This is a genomic window from Streptomyces sp. NBC_00328 (assembly GCF_036139655.1).
Lineage (GTDB): Bacteria > Actinomycetota > Actinomycetes > Streptomycetales > Streptomycetaceae > Streptomyces.
This window is the reverse complement of record NZ_CP108013.1, coordinates 6,503,643-6,515,842: the sequence shown is the minus strand read 5'-3', so window position 1 is coordinate 6,515,842 and position 12,200 is coordinate 6,503,643. Positions and strand designations below refer to the sequence as shown.

10 protein-coding genes are annotated in these 12,200 nt (G+C 71.2%); 2 read left to right on the top strand and 8 right to left on the bottom strand.

Annotation, left to right across the window (positions count from 1 at the left end; translation table 11 throughout):
* Positions 1–3: 3 nt before the first annotated feature.
* The 6 genes from OG485_RS28705 to OG485_RS28680 form a co-directional block, all read right to left on the bottom strand.
* Positions 4–480, bottom strand: coding sequence for a hypothetical protein (locus OG485_RS28705; RefSeq protein WP_328671387.1), 477 nt, complete (start codon positions 478–480; stop codon positions 4–6).
* Between the two features lie 150 nt (positions 481–630).
* Complete coding sequence (locus OG485_RS28700; RefSeq protein WP_328671386.1) at positions 631–1,884, bottom strand: styrene monooxygenase/indole monooxygenase family protein; 1,254 nt, start codon at positions 1,882–1,884, stop codon at positions 631–633.
* A gap of 31 nt (positions 1,885–1,915) precedes the next feature.
* Positions 1,916–2,554: a GTP-binding protein gene (locus OG485_RS28695; protein WP_328671385.1), complete on the bottom strand. Its 639-nt coding sequence runs from the start codon at positions 2,552–2,554 to the stop codon at positions 1,916–1,918.
* A complete protein-coding gene (locus tag OG485_RS28690; RefSeq protein WP_328671384.1) occupies positions 2,535–2,945 on the bottom strand; it encodes a DUF742 domain-containing protein in 411 nt (136 codons plus the stop codon). The genes OG485_RS28695 and OG485_RS28690 overlap by 20 nt, the downstream gene beginning before the upstream one ends.
* Positions 2,945–3,445 carry a roadblock/LC7 domain-containing protein gene (locus OG485_RS28685; protein ID WP_328671383.1) on the bottom strand — a complete coding sequence of 167 codons (501 nt, stop codon included), beginning with the start codon at positions 3,443–3,445 and terminating at the stop codon, positions 2,945–2,947. Before OG485_RS28685 ends, OG485_RS28690 begins: the two co-directional genes overlap by 1 nt.
* The gene (locus tag OG485_RS28680; RefSeq protein ID WP_328671382.1) at positions 3,442–6,615 is read right to left on the bottom strand and encodes a sensor histidine kinase; all 3,174 of its coding nucleotides are present in this window, start codon (positions 6,613–6,615) and stop codon (positions 3,442–3,444) included. Before OG485_RS28680 ends, OG485_RS28685 begins: the two co-directional genes overlap by 4 nt.
* 369 nt (positions 6,616–6,984) lie before the next feature.
* Between OG485_RS28680 and OG485_RS28675 the strand changes: the two genes are divergently transcribed.
* On the top strand, positions 6,985–7,773 hold the full coding sequence (locus OG485_RS28675; protein WP_328671381.1) for a protein phosphatase 2C domain-containing protein: 789 nt from the start codon (positions 6,985–6,987) through the stop codon (positions 7,771–7,773).
* A 172-nt stretch (positions 7,774–7,945) separates the two neighbouring features.
* Here the strand turns inward: OG485_RS28675 and OG485_RS28670 are convergent, their stop codons facing one another.
* Entirely contained in the window at positions 7,946–8,464 is a 519-nt protein-coding gene (locus OG485_RS28670) for a MarR family winged helix-turn-helix transcriptional regulator (protein WP_328671380.1), read from the bottom strand.
* 297 nt (positions 8,465–8,761) lie between these two features.
* Here OG485_RS28670 and OG485_RS28665 point away from each other — a divergent pair, with 297 nt between their 5' ends.
* A complete protein-coding gene (locus OG485_RS28665) occupies positions 8,762–9,580 on the top strand; it encodes a lysozyme (RefSeq protein ID WP_328671379.1) in 819 nt (272 codons plus the stop codon).
* A gap of 151 nt (positions 9,581–9,731) precedes the next feature.
* On the opposite strand, the gene lon is transcribed toward OG485_RS28665, so the two are convergent.
* Positions 9,732–12,146 (bottom strand): endopeptidase La, encoded by a 2,415-nt coding sequence (gene lon, locus OG485_RS28660; protein ID WP_328671378.1) that lies wholly within the window; start codon positions 12,144–12,146, stop codon positions 9,732–9,734.
* Positions 12,147–12,200 lie beyond the last annotated feature (54 nt).

Sequence of the window (12,200 nt, the reverse complement as noted above, 5' to 3'; positions counted from 1 at the left end):
CGGCTACATGCCCGCCGCAGGGTCGCCGTCGCCGAGGCCTATCCACCAGTGCCCGTCGTCCTTCACCAGCAGCAGCTCCTGCCGCTGGCCGGTTTCCTTGTACGCCACCGTCACCGAGTTGAAGTAGCCGACGACTCCCTCCAGTACGGTGACTTCGACGGGGCCGCCCGCTGCCCGGCCGTACTCGCGCACGTACTTGGCTGCGGTGGGCCCGGGCTGCTTGTAAGCGGGCCCGGCGAGATCGGCGATTCCCTCTGCGTCTCCGTCCTTGAGCCGCTGGACGTAGACCCGTACGACAGTGTCGACGTCCTTGGCCGTCTCCCGGACGTCGGGGTATGTGGACCTCTCCGCGCGCACCGTCACGTCGACCTCGGGTGCGTCGGCCAGGGCGTAGGGCTCGCTGGACCAGTTCCACCACACGGCTGCGGTGATCCCGACGGCCAGCAGGCCGCCGGCGAGCGATATGACCGGCTTCGTCACATGCACCTTCCTCAAGTACCAGTACAGCACCGATGTACAGCCACGGACGGCCCAGGGGTCACCCCTGGGCCGTCCGTGGGCCGGCCGAGTTGAACCGAAGGCGGCAAGCAACGACAGGCGACGGCTGCCGGACCGCGGGTCAGAAGGCCATCAGGCCCCGGTGACCGACGCCAGGTAGGCGCCCGTCTTCTCGGGGTCGAAGAAGAAGTTCTCGAAGTCGGCCGGGTTGTTGAAGCCGTTGGCGAACCGGTCGGCCACGGGCGGGAGTTGGCCCGCCGCTCCGATCAGGTTGAGCACGTGCTCCGGCGGGACGCCCAGCATCGCGTTGGTCCACTTGGTGACGTGCTGCGCGGTGTCCCAGTAGCGGTCGAACGTCGCCTGCATCCACTCCTCGTCGAAGGGCTTGTCGCCCTGCTCGACGATCGAGGCAAGATAGGCGGCGGCGCACTTGGACGCAGAGTTGGAACCCTGGCCGGTGATCGGGTCGTTGGCCACGACGACGTCGGCGACGCCGAGGACCAGCCCACCGCCGGGCAGCCGGCCGATCGGGTTGCGGACGGTGGGGGCGTACCGTCCGGACAACGTGCCGCCCGCGTCGGTCAGTTCGACGTTGGTGGCGCGGGCGTACTCCCAGGGCGTGAACCGCTCCATGAGTTCCAGGGTCAGGGAGAGGTGCTCGGCGGGGTCCTTGACGCCGTTGAAGACGTCGAGCGGGCCGCCGGGAATGCCCTCCCAGAAGAGGATGTCGGCGCGTCCCGAGGTGGTGAGCGTCGGCATGATGAAGAGCTCGCCGACACCGGGGACCAGGTTGCAGCGGACCGCGTCGTAGTCCGGGTGCTCCGGGCGCGGGCCCAGGCCGTGCACGTAGGACACCGCGAGGGCGCGCTGCGGCTCGTTGTACGGGGAGCGGGAGGCGTCACGGCCGAACATGGAGACGAGTTCGCCCTTGCCCGCCGAGACGAGCACCAGGTCGTAGGCGCGGGAGAAGTAGTCGAGGTCGGACACCGCCGCGCCGTGGATGACCAGTTGGCCGCCGCGCTGCGCGAACGTCTCCATCCAGCCGGCCATCTTGACCCGCTGGTCGACCGACTGCGCGTACCCGTCGAGCTTGCCGACCCAGTCGATGACGCGCTGCGAGGGCCCCGGGTCGAAGGAACCGGGGGCCGCGACCGAGACGCCGAGCCCTTGGATCTTCGGGGCCTGGGACTCCCAGAAGTTCACCTGGAGATCGCGCTCGTGCTGGAGCGCCGTGTCGAACATGCACTGCGTCGACATGACCCGGCCGGAACGGATCTCGTCCGCCGTCCGGTTCGACATCAGGGTGACCTCGTACCCGTGCGACTGGAGTCCGAGGGCGAGCTGGAGTCCGGACTGGCCGGCTCCGACGACGAGTATCTTCCGCATGCGGGTTGCTTCTCCTAGGACTCGGGCGTCCCTATTCGGGGCTGACTTCGAGCGCGTGGCCGACGAGCGCGAGCAGGGTCTCGACGACCGAGATCCGGCGGCGCGCGTCCATGATCATGACAGGTATGTGTGAAGGCACCGTGAGTGCTTCGCGCACGTCGTCGGGCTCGAACTCGTCGCTGCCGTCGAAGTGGTTGACGGCGACGACGTACGGCAGTCCGCAGCTCTCGAAGTAGTCGAGCGCCGGGAAGCAGTCCGAGAGGCGGCGGGTGTCGGCGAGGACCACCGCGCCGATCGCGCCGCGCACCAGGTCGTCCCACATGAACCAGAACCGCTGCTGGCCCGGCGTGCCGAAGAGGTAGAGCACCAGGTCGTCGTCGAGCGTGATGCGCCCGAAGTCCATGGCCACGGTGGTGGTCAGCTTGTCCGGCGTACCCGTGAGGTCGTCGGTCTCCTCGCTGGCCTGCGTCATCAGCGCCTCCGTCTGGAGAGGCGTGATCTCCGAGACGGAGGTGACGAGGGTGGTCTTGCCGACGCCGAAGCCGCCGGCCACCACGATCTTCGTGGCGATCGGCGCGCGCGTGCGGTCCGTCTGCCAGGCCTTCAGGTTCTCCTCTTCGTCGAGGAGGGGGGCGACGCCAGGTTCGGCGTCAGAGACGGCGGAGTCCACTCAGCACCCTTTCCAGCAGAGCGCGGTCCGGCTGTCCCGGGCCGTGACCTGTTCCGTACACGCGGATCTTTCCCTGGTCCGCCAGGTCGCTCAGGAGCACCCGGACCACTCCGAGCGGCATCCTGAGGAGGGCGGCGATCTCGGCCACCGTACGCATCCGGCGGCAGAGTTCGACGATGGCCCGCATCTCGGGCATGACCCGGGTGGTGAGCGAGCCGTTGGTCAGCTCCTTGCGCGCATCCGGGGCCTCCAGCGCGGCCACGAACGTCTCCACCAGCAGGACGTGGCCGAAGCGTGTACGTCCGCCGGTGAGCGAATAGGGGCGTACGCGGGCGGGCTTGCGGTCGCCGCCGCGGACCGGGAGCTTCTTGACGCCGTTCGACGCGGTCATCAGGCACTCCCGGGAGCGTCGGCCTCGAGGGATTTTCGGAGCTCGATGCGCAGCTCGGGGGTCAGGACATGTCCGGCCCGGCCGACGAAGAGCGCCATGTGGTACGCCACGACGCTCATGTCGCAGTCCGCGGATCCGTGCACTCCGAGCAGCGAGCCGTCGCTGATCGCCATGACGAAGAGGCTGCCCTCGTCCATCGCGACCATGGTCTGCTTGACGCCGCCGTTGTCCATCAGCTTGGCGGCGCCGAGGGTGAGGCTGCCGATGCCGGAGACGATGGTGGCGAGGTCGGCCGCGGAGCCCTTGGGGCCCTTCGGTTTGACGCTGTCGGCCGTCCTCGCCTCGGCGTTGTGGCCGGGGTCGGAGGAGAGCAGGAGCAGGCCGTCGGAGGAGACGACCGCGACCGACTGGAGGCCGGGCACCTCCTCGACGAGATTGGTCAGCAGCCAGTGCAGGTTACGTGCTTCGCTGCTCAGGCCGAAGGTACTGGTCGCGGTCAACTGCTTGCCTCCTCGACTGTGCCCCCCGATGCTTCTACGTCCTGTGCGCCGGTCCGGTGATCGGTGGACGCGGGTCCTGCGGGCGCGTGCGCGGGTGCGGGAGCCGGCGGGGTCTGTCCTTCGGGCGTGGGGGTCTCCGCCGTCCGGTCCGCGATCTCGGCCTCCACATCGCGTCGGCCTTCGATCGCGCCCCGGTGGAACCCGCCGAGCCTGCGGCGCAGTGCGTCGGCGTCCACGCCGCCCACGCGGGGGCGCGGTGCGGTCGCGGGGGCGGAGATCTTCGGTGTGCGTTTGGGCAGGCCCTTGTCGGTGACCCTGGGGTGTTCGTCGGGAACACGCTCGTGGTCGTCCGGGCCGATGGCGTACGGGTCGGCGGCTGCCGGACCTGCGGCCGGGGTGTCGGCCGCGGACCCCGCGGGTGCCTCGGTGGCCGTTCCCTGGTGGACGTCCGCCGCCGGAGTGCGCTCCGCGGCCGGTACACGGGGGTCGGACGCGGTCTGTGTGACACCGGGGGCCGTCCCGTCCGTGCGGGAGGCGGTCTCCGTGACACCGGCGGGCGTGGTGTCCGCGCGCGTGGTCGTCGTGTCCGGGCGTGCGGCCGTCGTGTCCCCGGCGAGGGCCTGGGCCGGCTCGGGGGATCCGGGGCCGGGTGCGTCGGCCGTCCCCGTGGTGCCGGCTGTGGCGGCCATGGCGGCCATGGCGGCCGGTTCCTCGGCGGCGTCCTGTGCGGGGGCCTGCGGGGCGAGCTCAGGGAGGAGCAGCTCCATCGTCGTCTCGGAGGTGAGCTCGGGCTCGGGCTCACGGGGCGCCGGGATGACCGGAGCCTGCACGGCCGGCCCGGACTCGGCGGCCGGCGTCCGCTCGGACACCGCCTCCGGTCCGGCGGCGGACTCCTCGACGGCCGCCTCGGCTGCCGCGATCAGCGGGTCCTCGGCGTCGGCCGAGGCCGCGACCGAGGCGCGCAGGATCGAACGGCCGCGCAGCACATTGGAGTTGGCCTCGGCGTCCGCGCCCGGCAGGGCCACCGCGGGGGCTCCGCCGGCGAGCCGGACGGAGGCGGGGACGGTGGACGCGGGGGCGGCGGCGAGCAGCGCCTTCGGGAGGACGACCACGGCGGCCACCCCGCCCTGCTTCTGCTCGCGCAGCTTCACCCGTACACCGTGCCGGTGGGCGAGCCTGGCCACGACGTACAGGCCGAGCCCGAGTCCCTCGCCGCTCTCCTGGTCGTACGTGTCCTCCGGGTCGAACTCGGAGAGGCGGGCGTTGAGGTGCCTCATCCGGTCGTCGGTCATGCCGATGCCCTCGTCCTGCACGGAGAGCATCACGTCACCGCTCTCCAGCAGCCAGCCGGAGAGTTCGACGGGCACGTCGGGCGGCGAGAACGAGGTGGCGTTCTCCAGGAGTTCGGCCACCAGGTGGCTGAGGTCGTCGGCGGCGAACCCGGCGATGTGCGCGTGCGGGGGCAGCGCGGCGATGCGCACCCGTTCGTACCGCTCGATCTCGCTGACCGAGGCACGGGCGACGTCGACGAGCGGGACCGGGCCCGCGTGGTGCTGGACGTGCTCGGCGCCCGCGAGAACGAGGAGGTTCTCGCTGTGCCGCCGCATGACGGTGGCGAAGTGGTCGAGCTTGAAGAGGGTGGAGAGGCGGTCCGGGTCCTGCTCGCGCTCCTCCAGGCCCTCGATCACGCCGAGCTGGCGCTCGACGAGGCCGAGGGTGCGCAGCGCGAGGTTCACGAAGGTGCTGTGGATGGTGCCGCGCACCTGCTCCAGGTGGGCCGCCGCCTCGGCGAGTCCGGAGCGCAGCTGGTCGCGCTCTTCGGCCATCTGCTGGCGCTGGCCGACGAGGTGCTTGCGGTCGCCTTCGAGGGTGGCGATCCGCTCGTGCAGACCGGCGGCGTGCGCGTGCAGTGCGTTGACGGAGCGGACCACCTGGGCGAACTCGTCGTTGCGGCCGGTGAACTTGACCGGTTCTCCGGCGGCCGGGTCGGCGGCGAGCCGGGCCGAGCCGAGGCGCAGGACGGCGAGCGGCCTGGTCAGGCTGCGGGCCATGGCCATCGTCATGCCGGCGGCGACCAGCATCAGGACGCCGAGCAGGGTGACGCGGAGCTCCAGCGCGGTGACGTCGTCGTCCCGCAGCGCTTCGACGTTCTTGGTGCGGTGGTCGTTGAGGGAGGCCTCGGCTCCGCGCATCAGCTCGATCCGGGCCGACAGGGCGGCGTCGAGCTTCTTGACGCCGGTGCCGAGCGCGGAGTCCGAGAGCTTCGGCTGCGCGGTGAGGTTGGCCAGGTACTTGTCCGCGGAGCCGACGTCGGGGCCGGTGACCGTGGAGTCGTACGACGTCACGGCCTGCTTGGGCGCGGTCTCGCGGAAGTCCGCGATGGCCGCGTCGGAGCGGAGGCGCGCCTGCTGGGCGGCGGCGCTCAGCGCGTCGCGCTGCTTGGCGTCGGCGGCCGACGAGGTGTTCGTGGTGGTCGTCAGACCCGTGACCGGGTTGTAGATGTTCTGGGTGGTGTGCGGGATGCCAAGGGCCGCCAGGAGCAGTCCGCGGGCCGCGGCGGACTGCTGGACGGCGGTGTCCAGCTCGGCGAGGGCGTGCGAACCGGCGCCCGCGCGCGGCGGCATCCGGTCGGCCAGCTCCTCGGCGAGGGCGTGGAGTTCGGCGATGGCGCCGGAGTACGCCTGGTGCGCCTCCAGGGCGGAGCTCTTCCCGGTGAGCGCCGATCGCCTGAGTGTCGCGATGCCGTCGAGGTCCTCTAGCAGCGCGGCGGGGGCGTCCGCGTCCGCGCGCAGCTCGTCGACCTGCCGGTCGACCAGGGCGCTGCGCCGCTCGGAGGGCGCCTTGGCCTTGGGCCTGCCGGCGGCGACGTAGGAGGTGACCTCGTCGCGCTCGTCGGCCAGCGCGTGCGCGAGGGTCAGCGCCTGCTGGGTGCGCTGGGCGAGCGTCACCAGATTCTGGGAATCGTTCAGTTGCTGTGAGGCCGACAGGACCATGGGCGCCCCGGCTCCGGCGATGGCGGCCGCGACGACCGCCACGGCCACGATCAGCCGGTTGCGTACATGGGCGGTCCTGCCCCGGCCCGTGGAGCCGGTGGCGTCGCCGACGGCGCCACCCTCTGTGGAGTTGGAGGCCGTCTTCTTGCCTGTGCGCCTCGGCCGCGTCTTCTGCACCGGTGCTCGCATTCCTGACTCGTGTACCCATTTGGGGCCCGGGTGACGTCCCGTCAATCGCGGCGTACGCCCGGTACGGCTCCCGACCCTCCCAGTGCCGGTGGGCAGTGGTCCCGCATCATCTGACCCGCCACCCGAAGGAGTGAACATCGGAGGGGAGTTGGCGGGCAAGTCTCCCCGGCGCCCGCCGCGGGCCCGCGCGGCGGGCCGGTTGGACGTCCGGGACGGGCTTTGGCAGTATTCGCCGCCACGTTTTGCCGGAGTCGATCATTCCATGCCAAACCCGGCGCCTGAGCTGCTGAACCGCACGTCGGGCGTTGCCCGGCGCCCTTCCGGTGCCCTTGTGAAGGGCTCGTGCAGACTGGCGGAATGCGCACTGAACTCGTGTCGGAGCCCGGAGACCCGGACCACCCCAATGAGGACTTCGCATCGGTCGGGCTTCCCGCTTCAGGACAGGGCGGTTCACTGGTCGTGCTCGACGGGGTGACACCGCCCCGGGGTGGCGACGGCTGTCTGCATTCGGTCCACTGGTTCTCCGCGCGGCTCGGCGGCGCGCTGACCGAACTGTCCGTTTCGCAGGGGGATTTACCCCTGCGGGAGGTCCTGGCGCGGGCGATTCGCCGCGTCGCCGACGCACACGCCGACACCTGTGACCTTTCTCACCCGCGTACGCCCCAGGCAACCGTGGTCCTCGCGCGGTGGTCCGCGTCGCGGGTCGAGTACCTGATCCTCTCGGACTCGGCCCTGCTGGTGGAATCCCCCTCAGGCGAGGTCACCGCCCTGCTGGACGACCGCCTCTCGCGGCTCCCCCGCACGGCCCTCGCCTCGGACGCCGTCGCCGACTCCACCGTCCGCAACAAGGAGGGCGGCTTCTTCACGGCCGCCGCGGACCCCTCGGTCGCCTCGCGCGCGGTGACGGGCACCCTCCCCCGGTCCTCGGTCCGCGCCCTGACCGCCCTCACGGACGGCGCCACCCGGTGGGTGGAGAGGTTCCACGCGGGCGACTGGGCCGAACTGTTCGCCCTCGTGCGCGAAGAGGGCCCGGCCTCGCTCGTCGAGCGCGTACGGCGCCTGGAGCGCACGGACGCGTCGGAGCGGCCGGGGTCCCGGCGGGGCAAGACGCACGACGACGCGACGGTGGTCTTCGTGGACCTGTGAGCGGGGCCGCGCGTCGAGCCGCGGGGGAACCGTGAATGGCGCTGCGCGTCGCGCTCTTCCCGGAACCGCGAGGGGAGCTGCGCGGGGAACCACGAACGGCGCGCCGCGCGGCGCGCCGTTCGGGAAACCGTGCGGGGAGCTGTCCGGAGGCGCGGGCGCCGGCCGGACGGAGCTACCTCTCCATGCCGCGGTTCAGCTGGTTCAGCAGGCGGGCGAGTTCCGCGACCTCGTTCTGGTCCCAGTGGGCGAGTTGGCGGACATAGCGGGCCCGGCGGGCCTCGCGGACGCTGGAGACACGTCCGCGGCCCTCATCGGTGAGGTGGACGAGCCAGGCGCGGCCGTCGGCGGGGTCGGGCTCGCGCGCGACCAGGCCCAGCTCCTCCAGGGCACGCAGCTGCCGGGACATCGTGGCCTTGCCGACGCCGATGTAGGCGGCGAGTTCCGTGGCTCGCTGGCGGCCGCACTCCTCCAGACGGACGAGGAGCCCGTACGCGGCGGACTCCAGGTCCGGATGGACCTCGCGGGCCATCTCCCCCTGGTTGGCGCGAGCGCGGCGCAGAAACACGGTCAACTCGCGTTCCAGGGAAAGGAACTCGCGCTCCACACCGCCGTGCGTCGCGGGCCGGTCCATACCATTTCCCGACACGCCGGATTCGACCGGACGTCCGCCGTCGTTTCCGCCCTCGTGCACGTCAGCACCCCTGACCCGGTTTCCCGATCCTGAAAGTTTCTGCCAGAACTCGCCGTTGCCGCAGCTCCGCCAGTATTTCGCAGGCGTAGACCAACGGCAGCCCCCGGCCCCTCTTCCCACACCGTCTTCTACGTGCGTAGCTTCTTTATCAGACACCTTTACTGGCATGCGCACGCCACTCCCAGGTCAAGGACGACCTGATCCCCCCGGGGCACGCATGCCCGCGCTTTTCCCCCCACCGAGCTCCCCCGAGCTCCCCCGGGCTCCGGAGCTCCATCGCCCTTCGGAGGCACGCACATGTCCGTGCACGGATCCGGAACGCCCCGCCGCCTGCGAGTGCTCGCGGCAGGAACCCTGCTCGCCGCCTTCTCCCTCCTCTCCACCCTCCCCTCCTCCGCCGCCGACACCCCCGCCCGCGGCTCCGCCCGGATGGGCATGGGGGTCATCGACCACGACGGTCAGGACGGCACGCCGTCCACCGGTGACGCCACCCAGACAGAAGGTGTGGACGTGGCCGGCTACCAGGGCAACGTCGCCTGGTCGACGCTGTGGAACAGCGGGGTCAGGTGGGCCTACACCAAGGCGAGCGAGGGGACGTACTACACGAACCCGTACTTCGCCCAGCAGTACAACGGCGCGTACAACATCGGCATGATCCGCGGGTCGTACCACTTCGCGACCCCGGACACGACGACCGGCGCCACCCAGGCCAACTACTTCGTCGACCACGGCGGCGGCTGGTCGGGCGACGGCAGGACGCTGCCCGGCACCCTCGACATCGAGTGGAACCCGTACGGGGCCGCCTGCTACGGCAAGACGCAGAGCGCGATGGTCAGCTGGATCAGCAGCTTCCTCACCCAGTACAAGGCCAGGACCGGCCGTGACGCGGTGATCTACACGGCCGCGAGCTGGTGGACCCAGTGCACCGGCAACTACAGCGGCTTCGCGTCCACCCACCCCCTGTGGATAGCGCGGTACGCCTCCGATCCGGGGACGCTCCCGGCGGGCTGGGACTACTACACGATCTGGCAGTACACGTCGTCAGGACCGACGGTCGGGGACCACGACAAGTTCAACGGTGCGCTCGACCGGGTGCAGGCACTGGCCAACGGCTGACACACACACCTGGCGTACAGGAGTACAGGAGTACAGCAGTACGGCAGGGCAGCGGGACAGCCCGACGTACGGCGAAGGCGCCCGACGAGCGGCACGGCGAAGGCCCGGGCCTCCCTCACGGGACCCGGGCCTTCCCTTCCGGCAACCTCCGTCACGCGGCTACCGAAACCTCCGGCACCGCGCCGTTCGTCGCCGGCGCCAGTGCCAGCTCCAGGACCTGGCGGACGTCCGTGACGGTGTGGACGTCGAGCTTCTCCAGGACCTCGGCCGGGACGTCGTCCAGATCGGCCTCGTTGCGCTTGGGGATGATCACGGTCGTGACACCCGCACGGTGCGCGGCGAGCAGCTTCTGCTTCACCCCGCCGATCGGCAGGACCCGCCCGGTCAGCGAGACCTCACCGGTCATGGCCACATCGGTGCGGACCAGCCGGCCCGACAGCAGCGACGCCAGGGCGGTCGTCATCGTGACGCCCGCGCTCGGGCCGTCCTTGGGGACCGCGCCCGCCGGGAAGTGGATGTGCGCGCCCCGGTCCTTCAGGTCGCCGACGGGGAGTTCGAGCTCCGCGCCGTGCGAGCGCAGGAAGGAGAGCGCGATCTGCGCCGACTCCTTCATCACGTCCCCGAGCTGGCCGGTGAGGGTCAGACCGGCCGCGCCCGTCTCCGGGTCGGCCAGCGACGCCTCCACATAGAGGACGTCACCGCCCGCGCCGGTGACCGCGAGACCCGTGGCGACGCCGGGCACCGCCGTACGGCGCTCGGCCGGGTCCTGCCCCGACTCGGGCACGTGGTGCGGACGCCCGATGAGCTCGCGCAGGTCGGTGTCCTTCACCGTGAACGGCAGCTCCCGGCGGCCCAGTTCGTGCTGGGCCGCGACCTTGCGCAGCAGCCGCGCGATGCCCCGCTCCAGGTTCCGCACGCCCGCTTCCCGGGTGTACTCCCCCGCGAGCTTGCGCAGCGCGCTCTCGTCGAGGACGACCTCGTCCTTCTCCAGGCCCGCCCGCTCCAGCTGGCGCGGCAGCAGGTGGTCCCGGGCGATGACGACCTTCTCGTCCTCGGTGTAGCCGTCGAGGCGGACCAGCTCCATACGGTCGAGCAGGGCCTCCGGGATGGCTTCCAGGACGTTGGCCGTGGCGAGGAACACGACGTCGGAGAGGTCGAGTTCGACCTCCAGGTAGTGGTCGCGGAAGGTGTGGTTCTGCGCCGGGTCGAGGACTTCGAGCAGCGCCGCCGCCGGGTCGCCCCGGTAGTCGGAGCCGACCTTGTCGATCTCGTCGAGCAGGACCACCGGGTTCATCGACCCGGCCTCCTTGATGGCGCGGACGATCCGGCCGGGCAGCGCGCCGACGTACGTACGGCGGTGTCCGCGGATCTCGGCCTCGTCCCGGACGCCACCGAGGGCGACGCGGACGAACTTGCGGCCCATGGCGTGCGCGACGGACTCGCCGAGCGAGGTCTTGCCGACGCCGGGCGGGCCGACGAGCGCGAGCACGGCACCGCCGCGCCGGCCGCCGACGACTCCGAGACCGCGCTCGGCACGCCGCTTGCGCACGGCGAGGTACTCGGTGATGCGCTCCTTCACGTCCTCCAGACCGGCGTGCTCGGCGTCGAGCACGGACTGGGCGCCCCTGATGTCGTACGCGTCCTCGGTCCGTTCGTTCCACGGCAGCTCCAGGACGGTGTCGAGCCAGGTCCGGATCCAGCTGCCCTCGGGCGACTGGTCACTGGACCGCTCCAGCTTCTCGACCTCCTTGAGTGCGGCCTCGCGGACGCTCTCGGGAAGGTCGGCGGCCTCGACCCGGGCGCGGTAGTCGTCGGACTCGTCCTCTCCGTCCTCTCCCTTGAGGTCGCGCAGCTCCTTGCGTACGGCTTCCAGCTGGCGCCGCAGCAGGAACTCGCGCTGCTGCTTGTCGACGCCCTCCTGGACGTCCTTGGCGATGGACTCGGCGACGTCCTGCTCGGCGAGGTGCTCGCGGAGCTGTTCGGTGGCGAGCTTCAGGCGGGCCACCGGGTCGGCGGTCTCCAGCAGCTCGACCTTCTGCTCCACGGAAAGGAACGGTGAGTAACCGGAATTGTCGGCAAGGGCGGAAACGTCGTCGATCTGCTGCACCCGGTCCACGACCTGCCAGGCGGCGCGCTTGCGCAGCCAGCTCGTGGCCAGGGCCTTGTATTCCTTCACCAGGTCGGTGACCCGGCCGGGCAGCGGGTCGGGCACGGTCTCCTCGACCCGGGTGCCCTCGACCCACAGTGCCGCGCCGGGACCCGTGGTCCCCGCGCCCACCCGCACGCGCCCACGCCCTCGGATCAGCGCGCCCGGGTCACCGTCGGCCAGCCGGCCGACCTGCTCGACCGTGCCGAGCACACCGGTGCTCGCGTAGGTCCCGTCGATACGCGGCACCAGGAGTACCTGAGGCTTTCCCGGCGTTGAACGGGCGGCGGCCTGAGCGGCCTCCACCGCGGCCCGCACATCGGGGTCGTTCAGATCCAGCGGAACCACCATTCCGGGCAGCACTACCTCGTCGTCGAGCGGCAGCACGGGCAGAGTGAGTGATGCGGACGTCGAAGCCATGATCTCCCCTTCGGCAGTCAAGTTGAGCTATGTCGACTCAATGCACGGGGCCTC